The sequence below is a fragment of the Alkalibacillus salilacus genome (genome assembly GCF_030812915.1).
Taxonomy (GTDB): Bacteria; Bacillota; Bacilli; order Bacillales; family Alkalibacillaceae; genus Alkalibacillus; species Alkalibacillus salilacus.
The window spans coordinates 253,742-271,898 of sequence record NZ_JAUSTQ010000002.1; the positions used below are offsets into that span (position 1 = coordinate 253,742).

At 36.8% G+C, this 18,157-nt stretch carries 18 protein-coding genes and 2 other annotated features (1 of these 20 only partly in view); all 18 genes read right to left on the reverse strand.

The window, feature by feature from the left end; genetic code table 11:
* Positions 1 to 1,290: a GTPase ObgE gene (gene obgE / locus J2S77_RS03510; protein ID WP_306974677.1), complete on the reverse strand. Its 1,290-nt coding sequence runs from the start codon at positions 1,288 to 1,290 to the stop codon at positions 1 to 3.
* Between the two features lie 27 nt (positions 1,291 to 1,317).
* Positions 1,318 to 1,833 carry a Spo0B domain-containing protein gene (locus tag J2S77_RS03515; RefSeq protein ID WP_306974679.1) on the reverse strand — a complete coding sequence of 172 codons (516 nt, stop codon included), beginning with the start codon at positions 1,831 to 1,833 and terminating at the stop codon, positions 1,318 to 1,320.
* A 145-nt stretch (positions 1,834 to 1,978) separates the two neighbouring features.
* A complete protein-coding gene (gene rpmA, locus J2S77_RS03520) occupies positions 1,979 to 2,269 on the reverse strand; it encodes a 50S ribosomal protein L27 (protein WP_167260937.1) in 291 nt (96 codons plus the stop codon).
* 14 nt (positions 2,270 to 2,283) lie between these two features.
* Entirely contained in the window at positions 2,284 to 2,616 is a 333-nt protein-coding gene (locus tag J2S77_RS03525; protein WP_306974681.1) for a ribosomal-processing cysteine protease Prp, read from the reverse strand.
* A gap of 11 nt (positions 2,617 to 2,627) precedes the next feature.
* Positions 2,628 to 2,936, reverse strand: coding sequence for a 50S ribosomal protein L21 (gene rplU / locus J2S77_RS03530; RefSeq protein WP_306974684.1), 309 nt, complete (start codon positions 2,934 to 2,936; stop codon positions 2,628 to 2,630).
* Positions 2,937 to 2,949: 13 nt separating this feature from the next.
* Positions 2,950 to 3,023, reverse strand: a sequence feature (ribosomal protein L21 leader region).
* Between the two features lie 38 nt (positions 3,024 to 3,061).
* Positions 3,062 to 4,474 (reverse strand): ribonuclease E/G, encoded by a 1,413-nt coding sequence (locus J2S77_RS03535; RefSeq protein WP_306974686.1) that lies wholly within the window; start codon positions 4,472 to 4,474, stop codon positions 3,062 to 3,064.
* Between the two features lie 31 nt (positions 4,475 to 4,505).
* Positions 4,506 to 5,306 (reverse strand): site-2 protease family protein, encoded by an 801-nt coding sequence (locus J2S77_RS03540; protein WP_306974687.1) that lies wholly within the window; start codon positions 5,304 to 5,306, stop codon positions 4,506 to 4,508.
* Between the two features lies 1 nt (position 5,307).
* Positions 5,308 to 6,051 (reverse strand): M23 family metallopeptidase, encoded by a 744-nt coding sequence (locus J2S77_RS03545; RefSeq protein WP_306974689.1) that lies wholly within the window; start codon positions 6,049 to 6,051, stop codon positions 5,308 to 5,310.
* Between the two features lie 121 nt (positions 6,052 to 6,172).
* A complete protein-coding gene (gene minD, locus J2S77_RS03550) occupies positions 6,173 to 6,967 on the reverse strand; it encodes a septum site-determining protein MinD (RefSeq protein WP_306974691.1) in 795 nt (264 codons plus the stop codon).
* 1 nt (position 6,968) lies between these two features.
* Entirely contained in the window at positions 6,969 to 7,640 is a 672-nt protein-coding gene (gene minC / locus J2S77_RS03555) for a septum site-determining protein MinC (protein WP_306974693.1), read from the reverse strand.
* A 24-nt stretch (positions 7,641 to 7,664) separates the two neighbouring features.
* Complete coding sequence (gene mreD / locus J2S77_RS03560; RefSeq protein WP_306974697.1) at positions 7,665 to 8,186, reverse strand: rod shape-determining protein MreD; 522 nt, start codon at positions 8,184 to 8,186, stop codon at positions 7,665 to 7,667.
* Positions 8,183 to 9,052, reverse strand: a complete 870-nt coding sequence (mreC, locus tag J2S77_RS03565) for a rod shape-determining protein MreC (protein ID WP_306974699.1) — start codon at positions 9,050 to 9,052, stop codon at positions 8,183 to 8,185. The genes mreD and mreC overlap by 4 nt, the downstream gene beginning before the upstream one ends.
* Positions 9,053 to 9,074: 22 nt before the next feature.
* Positions 9,075 to 10,109, reverse strand: a complete 1,035-nt coding sequence (locus J2S77_RS03570) for a rod shape-determining protein (RefSeq protein ID WP_306974701.1) — start codon at positions 10,107 to 10,109, stop codon at positions 9,075 to 9,077.
* A 204-nt stretch (positions 10,110 to 10,313) separates the two neighbouring features.
* Entirely contained in the window at positions 10,314 to 11,003 is a 690-nt protein-coding gene (gene radC, locus J2S77_RS03575) for a RadC family protein (protein ID WP_306974703.1), read from the reverse strand.
* A gap of 153 nt (positions 11,004 to 11,156) precedes the next feature.
* Positions 11,157 to 11,963: a hypothetical protein gene (locus J2S77_RS03580; protein WP_306974705.1), complete on the reverse strand. Its 807-nt coding sequence runs from the start codon at positions 11,961 to 11,963 to the stop codon at positions 11,157 to 11,159.
* Positions 11,964 to 12,107: 144 nt separating this feature from the next.
* Positions 12,108 to 13,832, reverse strand: a complete 1,725-nt coding sequence (locus J2S77_RS03585) for a sensor domain-containing diguanylate cyclase (RefSeq protein WP_306974707.1) — start codon at positions 13,830 to 13,832, stop codon at positions 12,108 to 12,110.
* A 36-nt stretch (positions 13,833 to 13,868) separates the two neighbouring features.
* The gene (locus J2S77_RS03590) at positions 13,869 to 15,152 is read right to left on the reverse strand and encodes a bifunctional folylpolyglutamate synthase/dihydrofolate synthase (RefSeq protein WP_306974709.1); all 1,284 of its coding nucleotides are present in this window, start codon (positions 15,150 to 15,152) and stop codon (positions 13,869 to 13,871) included.
* A gap of 79 nt (positions 15,153 to 15,231) precedes the next feature.
* Entirely contained in the window at positions 15,232 to 17,883 is a 2,652-nt protein-coding gene (locus J2S77_RS03595) for a valine--tRNA ligase (RefSeq protein WP_306974710.1), read from the reverse strand.
* 77 nt (positions 17,884 to 17,960) lie between these two features.
* Positions 17,961 to 18,157, reverse strand: a binding site (T-box leader); it runs 32 nt beyond the window's last position.

Below are 18,157 nucleotides of genomic sequence, written 5' to 3' on the forward strand. Positions count from 1 at the left end.
TTATTCAACAAATTCAAATTCGAAGTCTAATAATCGAACAGTGTCTCCTTCTTCTGCTCCACGCTTGCGAAGAGCATCATCAATACCCATATGACGCATCTGACGCGCAAATCGTCTAACCGATTGGTCACGATTAAAGTCTGTCATCTTAAATAAACGTTCAATTTTTGGTCCAGACAACACATACGCACCGTCTGGATCACGTGTAATATGGAAACTGTCGTCATCGCCTTCATATTTGTAGACAACACGTTCATCACTAGCGTCTTCATCAGTAGTCTCGAATGTATCTTTCGGTATTTCATCAAGTGTATTAGCCACTTCAAACAACAGATCTCTTAGTCCCGTTTGAGTATAAGCGGATATCGGATAAATCGGTAGATCTTCTCCTAATTGTTCTTTAAACATTTCTAGATGTGTTTCAGCATCAGGCATATCCATTTTATTCGCGACAATAATCTGAGGACGTTCAAGTAACTTCTCATCATAAGCTTCTAACTCTTTATTAATCGTAACATAATCCTCATACGGGTCACGTCCTTCAATTCCTGACATATCGATAACGTGAACAATCACACGCGTTCTCTCAATATGACGTAGAAATTGATAACCTAAACCAACACCTTCGTGAGCTCCTGCAATTAAACCAGGTAAATCGGCCATCACGAAGCTTCGCTCATCTTCAATACGAACCATACCTAAATGAGGGTTTAAGGTTGTAAAATGATAATCTGCTACCTTTGGTTTTGCTCCACTAACAACTGAAAGTAAAGTTGATTTACCCACACTTGGAAATCCTACTAATCCGACATCTGCAAGTACTTTCAACTCAAGTTCCACATTTAATTCATCACCTGGTGCGCCTTTTTCAGATAATTCTGGTGCGCGATTACGAGAATTGGCAAAACGTATATTCCCACGGCCTCCGCGGCCACCCTCAGCAATAACAGCGCGTTGACCATGATCAACTAAATCGGCGATCACTTCCTGCGTTTCAGCATTACGAACCGTAGTGCCTGGCGGTACTGGAATCACATAAGGCTCTGAGTTTTTTCCATGTTTACTTTTGCTCATACCATTTTCACCGCGATTAGCCTTAAAATGACGTTGATAGCGAAAATCCATTAAAGTGTTTAACCCTTCGTCGACTTCTAAAACTATGTCACCACCATGACCCCCGTCTCCACCGTTAGGGCCACCCATTGCTACATATTTTTCTCGTCGAAAAGACACAAGTCCGTCTCCACCATCACCAGCTTTAACAAATACTTTGACACGATCGACAAACATTTCTTTCACCTTCTTCCTGCATTCACCCTAACGATAAATTAGCGTGATTGATACTTTTTCTACGTTTTGTACAACCTGAAGACATTCACCACTAAATGACAATCTCTTAATAAAATCTGATTGATCTTCATTCGGTAAATGAATATCGTACCGTAACAATAGTTCTTCTTCGCCTTCTATAGCAACATGAACTGACACGTCAGTCCATGCAACAATACTGCTTTCAAGTTCTGATACAATTGCTTGACCATCATTTGTTAATTTTTCGTCAAATGCCGAGAGTTCTGTTAAATCAGTATTAACCGAAAAGGTGATATTTAATTCATGCTCCATTAGGGATGTAGATAACAACCAGAAAACAAACTCATCACAATTCAACGTTTGTAGTAATCGTTCTTGCTTTAAACGTTCAATTAAGTCATTGACTTTATTAAGCGATTTTTCATGCTTTCCCATACTCCCATAGCCTTGAACGATTTGCAAATCATTCATTAAATCATGTCGGTACTGACGTAACCATTGTAAAAATTGTTGGCGTTCCATGACAATCACCTACACTAAGATTTTCCTCCATAATACCATAAATTAACGCTCAACATTTGACGAAAATAATCACTATAACTGAATATTTGTATCAAATAATCACAAAAAAACCGACTCTATTAGGCTAGAGTCGGTTTTTCATCCATTACGCTTCTTGAGCTTCTGGATAAACACTAACTTTTTTACGATCGCGTCCATAACGTTCGAAACGAACAACACCGTCTACTTTAGAGAAAAGTGTGTCGTCGCCACCAATTCCTACGTTATAACCCGGGTAAACTTTCGTACCACGCTGACGGTATAGAATAGAACCGCCTGATACGAACTGACCGTCCGCACGTTTAGCGCCTAAACGTTTCGACTCTGAGTCACGACCGTTTTTCGTACTACTTACACCTTTTTTCTGAGCGAAAAACTGTAAATTTAGACGTAGCATTACCATGCACCTCCTTAAGATTTTGAAATGTGAATATATTGTCCATAGTCTCTTTCAATCGTTTCAAGTGAGACGACCATACCTTCTAACAGTAATTGCGCTTGTTTTAACACTTCAACTGTCAATTCGTCTGGTAACGTCACATTTAAAAATCCACCATTTTCACGTTGATCGATCAATGGTTCAATGTCACATATTGAAATAACCGCATTAACAGCTCCGAATGAAACAGCAGAAGCTGCTGCACAAACTAAATCATGTCCATATGGGCCACTATCTGCATGTCCCGACATTTGAAAGCCTTTAATTGTATCATCAGGATAACGGTTTACGATTACTTCAATCATGCTGACAGTCCTTACGCATTGATTTTATCAATTGTTACTTTAGTATACGGTTGACGGTGACCTTGCTTACGCTTGTAGTTCTTCTTCGGCTTATATTTGAAAACCGTGATTTTACGTCCTTTTCCGTTACGGTCAATCTTACCTGTAACAGACGCGCCATCAACGTATGGAGTTCCTGCTTTAGCAGAGTCCCCACCTACGAAAAGAACGTTGTCGAACGTCACCTCTTCGCCTGCTTCACCATCTAGCTTTTCGACGTAGATTGACTGACCTTCTTCAACTTTCACTTGCTTGCCACCAGTTTCAATAATTGCGTACATACTTGCACCTCCTCTAATTACTCAGACTCGCCATTAAAGGTACTCAAATTGAGTTTAAAAACCTTCTCTGAGCGGTTGTAGCATGCGGGTGCTACAAAAACATAACATATAGATATTACCACGTATTAAAAAACCTTGTCAATAGACAATCCTTTATCTTCATAACGTGACAATAACCAATGAACATTACCTATTTTATATAACTGATAAGGTGATTGTAAACCTTTTTTTGTACTTATATAGAGAGGAAAATGAAATTCATGCGTTTCATGCAACATCTTTAGAAATGGCTTCATCATCGAACTGTAACTAGAATCAACTTCTAAATGGATAACATCGATTGATCGATCTTCATTAAACCAACATAATTCTTCCTCTAACTGTTGTAAGTAATAATTTTCAGTCGGAGCTAAGGTCCTTTGATCGACACCGAAGAATTGATAGCTATTAGTTACTTCTCGTTTCCTAGTCAGTTCTAACATACCAAGTTTAGTAAAACCGACAATGTGTATTGAAGCTGATTGTTGTATATTTTGATGTTTTAGAGTATTTATAATCTCTTGTTGTTCTTTGTTAGACTGCATGTTTAATAAGTCAACGATGATAGCACCAAATACATTCCGCTCTTTTAGTATCTTGGCTAATTGTGTGACTGCTTCACGATTAATCACCATGTAATCTGGCTCTGTTTGTTGATGTATTCGATAAGAACCAAAGTCGACATCTACAGCTGTTAAAGCTTCAGTCTGGTCAATCGTTAATGATGCACCACTAGGTAGTGAGATCTGACGTCGCGTTAATTCATCTGCCAATGACTCATATCCATAAGGGCGGTGATGAAGATAATGACGATCCAGATTTAAGCGATCAGACACATGAGGTAGTACGGATAATATTTTTTCTTTCATATTTGGTTCGTCAACAATAATTCGGTCGACCTCACTTAAATCCGTTTGCTGAAGTGCCGTCATAAACGGATGGCTTTGGCGATAAACCAGTCCTTTTTTAACAGGCATTTCATTTATTTGTTTATACTCGATTTTTAATCGTTCCAACCCATTTATTAGAGTTGTTTGATCCTGATGATTGGCTTTCGTTCGAACAATCAACCCTTCATCAACGTATGGAGACAATAAGTCAATTAAATAATCTCTTTCTTCGTTTGTTAGTTTATGAGATACATGAATAGATGTTTCAAACGGTGAATAGACAAGCGCGTCATCCTTTATTTGCAGTTTTGTTGTAACCGTTATATATTTAGATGGAGTAGCTAATCGTTCGACTTGAACAAGCAACCAATCGCCATGACTTACCTTTTCATCAACCATATTACGATAAGGTAAATAAGCGATATCTCCCTGTCCCACATCAATAAAACAAGCCTTCAACCGATGATCGACTTGTTTAACCGTTCCATATAAAATATCCCCTGTCTGAAAATCTGTAATCCTTTGAAATAATACATCAGCCGTTTGACCATTAATTTGATCTAAGTAAAGCTGGTGTCGTGTTTTAGTTTGTATCCAAATTTGTCTCATGATCAACACCCTGGTGAATTAAATTTATTAATTATTTAGCATAACCGAATAACCCTGTTAGACAATCATCTTCACTAAGCAAATCTTCATCTTCAATATAAACGTAGTGATAATGATTACGTTTGAATTCTTTAACAATATTCGATAATGAATAATTGGTATTTGCTCGTAATATACAAATTTGATCCCGTTTAACTTGCCTTCGTAAATGGCGTGATAATAAGTGCTTTAATAAAAATCGATCTCTCTGTCTCCACAAAAACCAATTGTCTAAAATCAAAAAAATTGAGATTCCCATCAATTGTAGGGAATACAACTGATTAATCCATAGTATACCATTTAAAAACAACAAAAAAACGATCGACCAAATAGCCATCATGATAATGGTTCGATAAAATGAAAAATACCTCTGCAAAAACAACAATAATAAACGACCGCCATCCAATGGCATGACGGGAACCAAATTAAAAACTAAGATAGCTGAATTCATCCAAAGTAATAACAGACTTAAAGCATCATTCAACCATAACATGTCCAAAACAATAATGACCGCATAAAGCCATATATGCTGCAAAGGCCCAGCAATTGTTACGAGCCATTCTTCTTTTAAAGGACGATTATAATAATCCGATGTTTCCATGACACCACCAAATGGCCAAATCACTACCCGCGTAACATCCCACCCAAAGTATTTTGCAGTTAGAACATGTCCCATTTCATGAATCAACACAATGACTAATAAACATAATAACTCTAAAAACCAGCCAAACACGTAGGAAGTAGCACCGACAATTAATAATAATGGATGTAATTCTACTATTCGTATTGTCATTTTAACGACCTAAAATGACTGGTACTGGATCAACACTTTCATTTTGATTTTCAACAGCAAAATACAGTGAAGCTTCTTCACTAGCCGCTTCAGGACTGATTGAACCTAAAGTGTCTGATGGACCAACAAATTGATAGTGGAAAACATCAATAGATGATAAATGACCATACACTGTTTCACTTCCATCCTCATGTTGAACGACAATCGTTTTTCCAGTTTCTTCTTTATTACCCGCAAATAAAACCGTCCCTTTTTCTATCGGGTGAATCGTTTGTTCTTCCGTAATATCCACTAATAAGTGATCTTCCATCGAAGTAACCTGATTTTCATTTAAACCATTGACTAACATCGCTTGATTAGGTTCTGAAGGCTCATTAACTGGAGCATCAAACCCAGTTGACACAAACATCGTTGCTATATGCGAATCATACCAAGCCTGTACAGTAGCGAAAGGCAAGTCATCAGTTAATAACTGATCGACGTGAGAATCCATCTGATTAGCCCAACTCGAGTTTGACTGACTTAACAATAGGACACCTAAAAATAAAGCTAATGCTAAGACACCTTTTCTTAAAAAGGACATCACATAAGTTGTCCAATTAAAATCATCAGATTGAGGAATAGATGTCATACCGTGCATTTCTTCATTTGATGGTAACATATTAGGGTGTTGATGCAATTTCTTACGCTCTCTCAATTTACGTTTAGCAATGTCTTCTCTAATTTTTTCGACTCGTTTATTCATAGGCCACCATTCCTTTTACCATTTGTACTAATCTATTCTTAGTAAAAAGAATTATGATGACCTAGACTACTACTACACAAAAATTCCGGATAAATGCCTTACGCTTTATCCGGAAAAGTTATTACTTCATACCTAATAATTTTTTCATTTTAAGTAGGAAGCCTTTGTCTTCATCAAAAGACATTAACGGGACAGATTCCCCGAGAATTCGCCTAGCTATATTACGGTATCCAATGGAGGCTTTCGTGTCTGGTTGAAATGCTACAGGATTACCATGGTGAGAGGCACGAATGACATCTTCATCATCCATGATGACTCCTAATAAATCGATTGATAATGTTGACACGATATCATCAACCGCAAGCATATCACCACTATCCATCATATGTTTTCTAATACGATTGATGACTAGATGAGTTGATTCTAAATTCTCCTGTTCTAGTAAACCTATAATTCGGTCAGCATCTCGAACACTTGATTTCTCAGGCGTCGTAACAACGACAGCTTTATCAGCGCCTGCTACTGCATTTTTGTATCCTTGTTCGATCCCAGCTGGACAATCGATCAATATATAATCATAATCAGGTTTTAATTGCTCGACTAGTGATTGAATGCCTTCTGGTGTTACTTCATTTTTATCACTTGATTGCGCAGCAGGAAGCAAATGAAGACAATCAAATCGTTTATCTTTTACAAGAGCTGCTTGTAGTTTACATTGACCTTCAATGACGTCAACAATATCAAAAATAATACGGTTCTCTAGTCCTAATATAACATCTAGATTCCGCAAGCCTATATCTGTATCAATTAAACACACTTTTTTATCTTGTAAAGCTAAAGCTGTCCCAATATTAGCAGTGGTCGTCGTTTTTCCCACCCCACCTTTACCTGATGTGATGACGATTGATTCTCCCATTTTAAAGTCCCCTTTCTGAAATATCCGTTAGATTTGGTCGGATTTTTTGAAGGTTATGTAGATCATCGAGTTCAATTTGGCTTGTTTCTTGATTAATAAATGCAAACTCACGCTGTGATCCTTCAACCTCATAATCAGGTGCACGACTGAGTTGATCAGCTATACGAATTTGACTAGGATTCATATAAGAAGCAGCAACCACTTCATTAGCACCATCAGGAAACCCTGCATGAACTATACCACGTAATTGACCTAGTACAAAAACACTTCCTGAAGCTGTCACGGTTGCCCCTGGGTTAACATCACCAATAATAAATATATCCCCATTCTCATGTAACTCTTGTCCTGACCTTATTGTTTTGACATAAGGTTTCAATGTTAAATGATCATACCAAGATCTTGCTTCCTCTTTTGAGATCACATTCGATTCAAATGATTTAATACCAATTGAATGTTGATCATTTAAGAGGTGACGGATTTCATCTTGCTGCCAGGTATCAAGTAAACGATTTTGTGTATGCACTTTAATACTTGTTCGTTGGTGGATCGCATCAGATTCTAATTGTTTATGGAGTTCTTCTAATAATTGATCGAACGAACATTGATCATCTAAGTAAACAATAATCCCTTCAGTTGTACCTTTCATTGTAAGGTATAAGTTCGTTTCTGTCATAATGAGGACATCCTTTGAATAAAATTATTTCTCTAGTTCATATTTCCATTTCGTTAACATAGGCTTAGTTAATGGGTATAAGATGAGTAAACCGATCACATTCACAATTAAAGTAGGGACAAGGCGTGTCGTTAGATATTCTTGGAATCCTATCATGACCTGACCAATTAAGAAATAAACGCCAAAAATGATAAGATCAGCTATGGCAACACCTAATACAACAAATACTATTGAGACAAGAAAATTTTTGTGTAAGACACGTTTTAATAGGTGAATCACATATAATGACACACCATACCCCAGTAAATATACGCCTAGAATAGATGTGAAGGTTAAATCTGTTAAAATAGCAAATGCTAGACCATTCATTAAGCCAACATAACTATGTTCACGATCATAAAAAATCATGACAATAATAGAAATGACAAGTGGCCAATGTGGTATGTATAACATACCATCTAAGAAAGTTGATGGAATAACTTCTGTTAAAACGCTTTGTAGAACCAATAAGATAAGCGTTATAAGCGGAAGTAGGAATATTTTCATGACTCCTCATCCTCCTCGCTTGGTTCTACAGTCTGTAATTCACGGTCTACTACTTTGACTTGGTTAATATCATTTAAATCTGCTGCAGGTTCAACATGAGCAATGCTTGTTAACCCATACTGATCTAATTCAATTGAACTGATTTCACCAATTAAAATTCCTCGCGGGAACACACCTCCTAAGCCTGATGTGACCACTGCCTGTCCTTCTTCTAACTCACTATCATCAGATAGGTCTCGAAAAATCAATTGATCATTTTCACTGTCATAACCTTCAATCATACCAAAGATATTTTCATTTTGATCGACTATGGCTGATACTTGATGTTCTGCACCAAAACCACTCAACAATTGAACGGTTGAAGTTAATTGTGAAGCATTAATCACTTTACCTACCATGCCTTTGGCGGTTTGAACAGCCATATTTTCTTGCACACCATGTTGACTTCCTTTATTGATTGTCACTTGTTGAAACCAACGTTCAGAACTTCTAGCAATGACTGTCGCATTCAATGTTTCATAGTCACTAAGTGTTGTATCAACATCTGCCATGGCACGTAATTCTTCATTTTCTTTTTCTAGTTCATTAACTTCATATGCAAGTGATTTATAATCTTGTAACTCTTGTTTTAACACTTGATTTTGTTCATAAACTTGACGCATATCTGATACAGAGCCAGTAAAATCAGCTATTGCACCAATTGGTTTATGAAGTACACTTTGAAACAACCCGACCGTGTCATGCGCAAATTGTGCGGGTACACTAGACGAACCATCTGACCTTAATGAATAACCAATCAAACTAACAATAATAATAATACTTAATAAAAAGACAATTAACTTTCGCTTTCTTAAAAATGATGGCATATTTTGACACCTTCTCTTAATGTTACGTATTCTCTGCTGCAATATTAGTAGTGCTTCTGATGTAATCTATATGTTTAATAGCTTCGCCTGTTCCTTTAACAACAGATGTCATTGGGTCTTCCGTAATAAATACAGGAAGGTCAACTTCTTTCTTAATCATATTTGCTAATCCATCAAGAAGTGCTCCACCACCAGTTAAAATTATTCCCCGGGACATAATATCGTTTGATATTTCAGGTGGAGCGGTAGCTAACGTATCAATAACCGTACTAACAATTTGTTGAGCAGTTTTCTCTATTACTGACATAATCTCTCCACGTGTTACCGTTACGGTTTCTGGTAGACCTGTAATTAAGTCACGACCCTTAACAACCATTTTACCACGATTGTCATCCATTTTTGCAGAGGCTAGATCAATTTTTAATTTTTCTGCAGTCGAATTTCCAATAGCAAGACTATAAGTTAATCTTATATATCCTTGAATCTCTTCATTGAGATAATCTCCTGCCACTCTAATTGATTGGCTACTAACAATACCACCTAAAGAAATAATGGCAACTTCTGTTGTTCCACCACCAATATCTACAATCATATTACCAGTTGGTTCCCACACAGGCAAACCAGCACCTATAGCGGCTGCAAACGGCTCAGAGATTATATAAACTTCTTTAGCACCTGCCTGTTTTGCTGCATCCAATACAGCTCGTTTTTCTACTTTAGTTGCCCCAGATGGCACGCAAATTATGATATACGGTTTTCTGGACCAGATGGTTTCCATATTATAAACACGCCCAATAAAAGATTGAATCATCTGGGCTGTTATTTCAAAATCCGCAATAACTCCTTCTTTTAATGGTCGAATGATTTCGATATCTCGTGGCGAACGCCCAATCATACTTTTTGCTTCGTTACCAACAGCTATAATCTCATTTGAAGGCATCTGTCTTGCGACTACAGTCGGTTCGTTTAAAACAATCCCTTTCCCCTTAATATATACCAACGTATTAGCAGTCCCTAAATCAATCGCTATTTCACGATTAAACAATGTTGTTCCCAATCTTGATCGCCCCTCTAATATAAGTGTTACTATAACGTACGCTGTCAACAAACGAAACATGAATAAGCACCACAACTTTATGCATAGACCTCCGTGTGGTGCTGAAATATTAAGTATTTATATTATACGGTATAACACGATAATTAGATAGATAAAGACTTGATGAAAATGCAATATAAGGCTAATGGACTGGAGATAAGTCCTTTATAAATAACCCTTTTCTTTTAAGGAAATAAACTTTTGGTCTCCTATAACTAAGTGATCGAGCAGTTCAATTCCAATCACTTTTCCAGATTCATATAACCGACGTGTTACTTGGATATCTTCATTAGATGGAGAGGGATCACCTGAAGGGTGGTTGTGGGCACAAATAACGGAGGCAGCGGAACGTTTAATGGCTTCTTTGAACACTTCTCTTGGATGGACTATAGAAGAATTTAAGCTCCCGATAAAAATCGTTTGCCTGTGAATGATTTGGTTTTTGGTATTCAGATAAAGCGCAACAAAATGCTCTTGATGCAACCCTCTAAAGTCTTCCATCAAGAAATTCGCACCATCTTCAGGGCTTTTAACCACATATTGCTCACGGGCTTTGTAAGTTTGAATACGTTTCCCTAGTTCAAGCGCAGCCATTAATTGTATGGCTTTCGCGTTGCCAATCCCTGTGATCGTAGTTAGTTCATTTATCGTTGCATCTCTTAATAATGAAATACCTTCAAAATGCTTTAATACATTCGTCGCAAGTGACAAAGAAGAGAAACCTTTCGACCCACTCCCTAGCAAAATTGCGATTAACTCTTGGTTAGATAATGCAGGTGCTCCCACTTCCATCAGACGCTCTCGCGGCCGCTCACTTTCAGGTACATCTCGGATCATAATAGAGTGATTACTCATTGGAAAACCCCTTTCAGTTCTTAAGTTAGCTTTATTATAATGAAACTCCTCTTAAGAAACAAAAAGGGAAAAGGCTATTTTCTAGGGTGCTGATAAGGTTTTCGACAGGTAAACATGTCATCACAAAACAAATAATCCAAGATAATCGTTTTTTTATGAAATTGATTCAAATAATAGATTCAATGTTAAAAACATTGTTGCTCGATTTAGCAACGCGCCAGAATCACCATCGGACTCTCTTGTCGTTAAATTAATCAGTTCATTTACGTATTGATCATCTTCCATAGATTGCGGATAATTACCAAGCCAACTTGTTAATTCCTCTTCCCACTCAGCATTTAAATCAGAAACTTCTAACAACGATCGGCCTTCATCTAACCATGCTTCGTTATTCTCAGTAGATGAAACCGTTTTTTCTTCAAAGGTCCAGGACGTCAAATAATAGCCATCATTTTGATTCAAATCTTTTGACTCTAAATATTTCTCAATAACTGATTGATCTACAGATTCATGAAGAGCACTAGTTAATAAATAAAATTGATCTTGGCGAGGAACCACAACGGACGGTACGGTATTTAATGATGCTTGGAAAGAACTTGCATTTTCCTCCGTACTAAATACACCTAGTTGAAAGACTTCATAGTTACCACCACCATACTGAATGGATTCGCTATCAGAATTATTTTCAGTTGAGTCTTCGTCATCTGCTGTTACTGGCGTTGGATCATCTTGAGTTTGAGTTGTAGCTGGATTAGAGATATCTAAAAAGATAAGCATACCTATACCAAATACTGCACCTACAATTAAAGCAAAAAAAGCAGATTTCAAAATGGTCCAAAGAGATAGTTTTGATATAGTTTTCTTCTTTGACTTCGGTGTTAATACTTTTTCATATGGGTTCTTTTCAGATTGCTTATTATGTTGTTGAATCGCTACTTTAACTTTTTTTCGTTCTTCCATAAGCCAACCACCTTCACTAATGTTAAGACAAGCCTAGCATAGTATTAACGAAAAAATGCACATTATTTGTCAAAGCACTTCGTCAATTTTGGACAATAAAAAACTGATTAAACGAACCTTTTAAGTTCATTTAATCAGTTCATTTTAAATTGCTTGTTCAGCAGATGCGACGCAATTCTTTCCATTACGTTTTGCACCAACATACATAGAACGATCTGCTTGTCTTATTAGTTCATCTGGTGATTCGCAGTGATCTGGATAAGTTGCGACACCCACACTAGCCGTAACATAAAGGTCAATTGGTTCGTCCTGTTTAAGCATATGACTTTTGACATTAAAAGACTCTTGAGAAATCATAGAACGGATCGATTCCGCAAACATAACTGCTTCTTCATGGCTGTATCCTTTGATTAAAACAGTAAATTCTTCTCCTCCATATCTCGCAACGAGCCCTTGTTCACCTACAAATGCTTCAATTCGTTGTGCTAATTCAATTAACACTTCATTACCTGCCTCATGCCCGTAAGTATCATTTAATTTTTTAAATGAATCAAGGTCAAACAGAATGACAGATAGTTTTTCCGTAGACTCTTTCTCTTCTAAATCTAGTGCATAACTTTCTAAATGCTCAGTAAAATATCGGTAATTATATAAACCTGTCAGACGGTCACGCTGGCTTTTATTCTTTTCTGATTGATAGTGACGAGCATTTTCGATCGCTACTGAGAGGAAGTTACCTAAAATTTCTAACAACATAAGATGATATTTCTCATAAGCATGTTTCCGTTTAGACGCTATGACTAAAACGCCAACCGTTAAATTATTTCTTAAGATCGGAACGCCCACTACACTATTAACTTCATCAGGAATTTCTAAATTCGAAATCTTATCAATTTGACTACGTTTAACTAGAATATGAGGCGATTTGTCTTGATAAATCATACCAGCAAATCCTTCTCCATATTCTAAAGAAATATCTTCTAGTTGTTTGGATTCATCATCACTAACATAACGAATCATGTTCATTGAACGAGATGAATTCGTTATGTCATATACATAGATGTAGGACATAGGTATTAATTCATGCACCTTGGCCACAAAGGTATCTAATACATCTTTAACATTCAACTTCTTAGAAAGTTCGTGTCCAATATTACTCGTGTCGTGTAAATAGCGATTAATACGTCTTCCTTTATGGTGAGTCGAAATGACTACTGATAATAGAATAGCTGGGAATCCAACAATGAGTATGGCTGCAAGGCCTATTTGTAAATAAAGAATATACAAAATCAAACCTATCGGAAAAATCATGGCTGTCACGCCACTATCGACTAATAATGATCTAGGAACACCTTCGAACTTGTTCCCTTTTACATAAACATCAATAAGCGCTAACAAGATTTGATTCACTGCAATAGAACCGATTATATAACCCACTAAAGGTATGATTTGATCCATGGTATTTAATGTTAAAACGCCATGAGTTCCGCCCAATGCATAATAAACAACTGCGGCAAATATGGACGTCAAAAATAACATCGTCGAATTTGTCGCTATTCGGTAAAACTCTGTTTTCTTTAAACGAATCTTTATGAATAGAGCAATTAATGCTAATTGAGTTAGAATGATTTCAGCAAACAGGCCAAAATATAAGAACACCGCAAAACTAACACCATTTATAAAGAATATCGTAATTGAACCGACTTGAATCGGAAAAACTGCCACAGCACACATAACAATCGCAAAAGCAATAATGTCGAACCAATATCCAGTAAAATTCGGCTCAATAGTAAAATAAAGATAAATCATAGATGGCGGAAAAATGGCCAACCAAATCAGCCAAATACTAATATTTTTCTTATCAGACATATGTAGGCTCCTTTAACCCTGATTTCGACCTTACTATTAAAACATTGTACGTTTAACCTCAGATACAAAATATAACGACCCTGTAATGACTAGAGCATCAGATGACTCCATTTGATTAATTAATTGTTTATAAGCCACTTCCCAGTCTTCTATTATGATTGTTTTTCCATTTTCATACTTTTCTTTTAGTTCATAATACTCATAATTATTGTTAAAGTCAAATGTTGTCAAGAAAATTTGTGAGAATTGTTCTGAAAATAATGACATCATTTGATCGACTGGTTTTGTTTTTAGGAAAGAGCATAAAATATAAACATTATTTTTATCATATTTTTGATTAATTGTATCAATCAATGATTGAATAGCTTCAACATTATGAGCACCATCTAATATAACATCAGGATTATGTCGAACAACCTCAAAACGTCCCGGCCATCGGGTTTTTTTCAAACCCGAACGAATGATATCTGAATCTACATGTCTATTTTCAACCTTTAGTAATTGTAAGTACGCTTCAATTGCAACAGATGCATTATTAATTTGATGGGAGCCTAATAATTGGATTTTTAAATCCTTTAGGGAAATATAATGATTAGCAAAGTCAAAAACTTCAACTAGATGATCCGATGTCTTCGCTTCGGCATTAAAATCCTGATCTAACTTAAGTACATCAGCACCATTGGATTGTACATTCTGATCAATCACATTAATTGCCTCTTGTTGTGAAACACCCGTTATAACGGGAGTGTTCGACTTAATAATGCCTGCTTTTTCAAAAGCTATATCAGCTAAACTACTTCCTAATATATCGATGTGATCATATCCAATCGACGTAATAATTGAAAGGATAGGGTGGATAACATTTGTTGAATCTAGACGACCACCTAAACCTACTTCAATAACCGCGTAATCAACTTCTTTTTCTTTAAAGTATAAGTATGCCATAGCTGTAATTATTTCAAATTCAGTTGGGTGCCCTACTTCTGTCGTTGCAATCTGTTCGCATAGCGGTTTAATTCGTTCAACCAAATGCACCAGGTCACCATCACTAATGGGTTGATGATTAAGACTAATCCGTTCATTAAATGTCTCGATATAAGGTGATGTGAAAGTCCCTACATCATAGCCGTCTTCGCGTAAAATATGGCTTAAAAAAGAAGTGGTAGATCCTTTGCCATTTGTTCCTGCGACATGAATTGTTTTTATTTGATGCTGAGGGTTTCCTAATTCATCGAGTAGCATATTAATTCTTGTTAATCCTGGTTTAATTCCAAACGGCAATTGTTTATGAATCCAAGTAATTGCTTCAGTTGCTTCCATTTCCATCACCTTTTTTCAAATTATAATATGTAAAAATGAGTTGCTACTCTATAATAAGAATAGCAACTCATTTAACATTTTATCGCACATTTTCTAATTCTGCGATACGTGCTTCAACAGCTTTTTGTTTTTCTAAATAGTCTTTTTCTTTATCGCGCTCTTCTTGAACAACTGCTTCAGGTGCTTTATTAACAAAGTTCTCATTCGCTAATTTTTTCTGAACACGTTCAACTTCACTATTCCATTTGTTAAGTTCTTCTCTTAAGCGAGTGATTTCTTCATCAATGTCGATTAAACCTTCAAGTGGAAAATAGATCTCCGCACCTGTGACGACAGCACTTTTCGCTTGTTCAGGTACTTTTAAATCAGTCTTAATCGTTAATTCTTCAGGATTACAGAAACGCTCTAAATAAACTTGATTTCGTACAAGTTCCTTAACAACATCTTCAGACTGTGCTTTGATTGCAATTTTTATTTCTTTGGACATTGGCGTATCAACTTCAGCACGAACATTTCGAACCGAACGAATAATTGATACAAGGCGTTCCATTTCTGCACGTGATTGCTGATTATTATAAGTTGAATCAACTTGCGGCCACGCTTTAACCGTAATGGATTCCCCTTCATGCGGGATATGCTGCCAAATCTCTTCTGTAATAAACGGCATGAACGGATGAAGCATACGTAAAATGTCATCAAGCGTCTTAACCAACACAGACTTCGTTGTTATTTTAGCTTTCTCATCATCACCATATAGTGGTAATTTCGCCATTTCAATATACCAATCACAGAATTCATCCCAAATAAAGTTGTATAATTGACGACCCGCTTCTCCAAAATCATATCGATCGATGTTATGTGTTACTTGTTCAATCGTTTCATTTAAGCGCGTTAAAATCCATTCATCAGCAACTGATTTCTCACCTGATAAATCAATATCTTCGTATTGGAAACCGTCTAAATTCATAATGACAAATCGAGAGGCATTCCAAATCTTATTGGCAAAGTTCCACGTTGCTTCAACCTTCTCCCAGTGAAAACGTAAATCCTGACCTGGTGATGAACCAGTAGCTAGGAAATAACGAAGTGAGTCAGCCCCGTACTGATCAATCACATCCATTGGATCAACACCATTACCTAATGACTTACTCATTTTTCGTCCTTCTGCATCACGAACTAAGCCGTGGATTAAAACATCCTTAAACGGTCGACTGTCCATGAAATGTTTCGTTTGAAAGATCATTCTTGATACCCAGAAGAAAATAATATCATAACCTGTTACTAGTACATCTGTTGGGAAATAGCGATTTAAGTCATAACTTTCTTCATCTGGCCAACCCATAGTAGAAAATGGCCATAAAGCTGATGAGAACCATGTATCTAATACATCCTCATCTTGCACCCAATTCTCTTTGTCGCTTGGTTCTGCACGGCCAACGTATAATTCGCCTGTTTCCTTATGATACCAAGCCGGAATACGGTGACCCCACCATAATTGACGGGAAATACACCAATCACGAATATTTTCCATCCAATGCAGATACGTTTTTTCAAAGCGATCAGGCACAAAATCAACTTTATCTTCTGTCTCCTGGAGTGCAATGGCTTGATCAGCAAGAGGTTTCATATTAACAAACCATTGAGTTGATAAATAAGGTTCAACTACAGCATCACTACGTTCAGAATGGCCAACTTGATGTACATGCTCTTCTATATCAAACAAAACACTTTGCTCTTGTAAATCTTTCACAATTTGCTTACGGCATTCAAAACGATCCATGCCATCATATTGAGCTGCATTTTCGTTCATCGTTCCATTTTCATGCATCACAAGAACACGCTCTAAATCGTGACGTTCACCAATTTCAAAGTCATTCGGGTCATGAGCTGGTGTGATCTTAACAGCGCCTGAACCAAACTCCATATCGACGTATTCATCACCCACGATTTCCATCTCACGACCGATAATCGGTAATATCACTTTTTGACCGATCAAATGATTATAACGCTCATCTTCCGGATGCACCGCTACAGCCGTATCACCTAACATTGTTTCAGGACGTGTCGTTGCAACTTCTATATGTCCTGAACCATCTTTAAGTGGATACTTCATATGATAAAAAGCACCTTGGACTTCTTTATATATAACTTCAATGTCTGATAGAGCAGTTTGAGTACTTGGGTCCCAATTAATGATATATTGACCGCGGTAAATCAAACCTTGTTCGTATAATGAAACAAAAACTTCACGAACGGCATTAGACAAACCTTCATCTAACGTAAAACGTTCGCGTGAATAATCGACACCTAAGCCCAATTTCTCCCATTGTGAACGGATAAAAGATGCATATTCTTCTTTCCAATCCCAAGATTGTTGTAGAAAGCCTTCACGTCCTAAGTCATGTCGCGTTTTACCTTCTTCCTTAAGTTTTCCTTCTACTTTTGCTTGTGTCGCAATGCCAGCATGGTCCATCCCTGGTAACCACAAGACATCATAACCTTGCATTCGCTTATAACGAGTAATAATATCTTGTAGTGTTGTATCCCATGCATGACCTAAATGTAGGCGTCCTGTAACATTTGGAGGAGGAATAACAACTGTAAAAGGTTCTTTGGATTCATCATTTTTCGCTTCGAAAAATTTCCCATCAACCCAATACTGATAACGATCTTTTTCCACCTCTATCGGATTATACTTTGGTGCCATGTTTAATTCTTGACCTTCACTCATTACCAAATCCTCCTTTATTCACGATATGTACAGTTTTAATAAACTAAATAAACCACAAAAAAAGCTTTTCATCCTTATAAAAGGACGAAAAGCTATTACGCCGATTTCGCGGTACCACCTTAATTTATGAGGGGGTTTCCTCATACACTCAAGTAAGTTAACGGTATTCCCGGTTTCTTCTACTTTGTTTCAAAGAAACTACATAAATTTCAGAGCGACCTTCCAGCTTGCATTGCCGAGGAAACTTTCAGCCATGGCTTCCTTCTCTATAACG

Excerpts from the sequence above, each read along its gene's own strand:
- J2S77_RS03525 (WP_306974681.1), bottom strand. The coding sequence starts at position 2,616 with ATGATTGAAGTAATCGTAAACCGTTATCCTGATGATACAATTAAAGGC.
- J2S77_RS03580 (WP_306974705.1), bottom strand. The coding sequence starts at position 11,963 with ATGGAAGAACGAAAAAAAGTTAAAGTAGCGATTCAACAACATAATAAG.
- minC (WP_306974693.1), bottom strand. The coding sequence starts at position 7,640 with ATGACAGAAACGAACTTATACCTTACAATGAAAGGTACAACTGAAGGG.
- rplU (WP_306974684.1), bottom strand. The coding sequence starts at position 2,936 with ATGTACGCAATTATTGAAACTGGTGGCAAGCAAGTGAAAGTTGAAGAA.
- mreD (WP_306974697.1), bottom strand. The coding sequence starts at position 8,186 with ATGAAAATATTCCTACTTCCGCTTATAACGCTTATCTTATTGGTTCTA.
- mreC (WP_306974699.1), bottom strand. The coding sequence starts at position 9,052 with ATGCCATCATTTTTAAGAAAGCGAAAGTTAATTGTCTTTTTATTAAGT.
- radC (WP_306974703.1), bottom strand. The coding sequence starts at position 11,003 with ATGAGTAATCACTCTATTATGATCCGAGATGTACCTGAAAGTGAGCGG.
- J2S77_RS03585 (WP_306974707.1), bottom strand. The coding sequence starts at position 13,832 with ATGTCTGATAAGAAAAATATTAGTATTTGGCTGATTTGGTTGGCCATT.
- J2S77_RS03545 (WP_306974689.1), bottom strand. The coding sequence starts at position 6,051 with ATGAATAAACGAGTCGAAAAAATTAGAGAAGACATTGCTAAACGTAAA.
- J2S77_RS03515 (WP_306974679.1), bottom strand. The coding sequence starts at position 1,833 with ATGGAACGCCAACAATTTTTACAATGGTTACGTCAGTACCGACATGAT.
- J2S77_RS03595 (WP_306974710.1), bottom strand. The coding sequence starts at position 17,883 with ATGAGTGAAGGTCAAGAATTAAACATGGCACCAAAGTATAATCCGATA.
- obgE (WP_306974677.1), bottom strand. The coding sequence starts at position 1,290 with ATGTTTGTCGATCGTGTCAAAGTATTTGTTAAAGCTGGTGATGGTGGA.
- minD (WP_306974691.1), bottom strand. The coding sequence starts at position 6,967 with ATGGGAGAATCAATCGTCATCACATCAGGTAAAGGTGGGGTGGGAAAA.
- J2S77_RS03590 (WP_306974709.1), bottom strand. The coding sequence starts at position 15,152 with ATGGAAGCAACTGAAGCAATTACTTGGATTCATAAACAATTGCCGTTT.
- J2S77_RS03535 (WP_306974686.1), bottom strand. The coding sequence starts at position 4,474 with ATGAGACAAATTTGGATACAAACTAAAACACGACACCAGCTTTACTTA.
- rpmA (WP_167260937.1), bottom strand. The coding sequence starts at position 2,269 with ATGCTACGTCTAAATTTACAGTTTTTCGCTCAGAAAAAAGGTGTAAGT.
- J2S77_RS03540 (WP_306974687.1), bottom strand. The coding sequence starts at position 5,306 with ATGACAATACGAATAGTAGAATTACATCCATTATTATTAATTGTCGGT.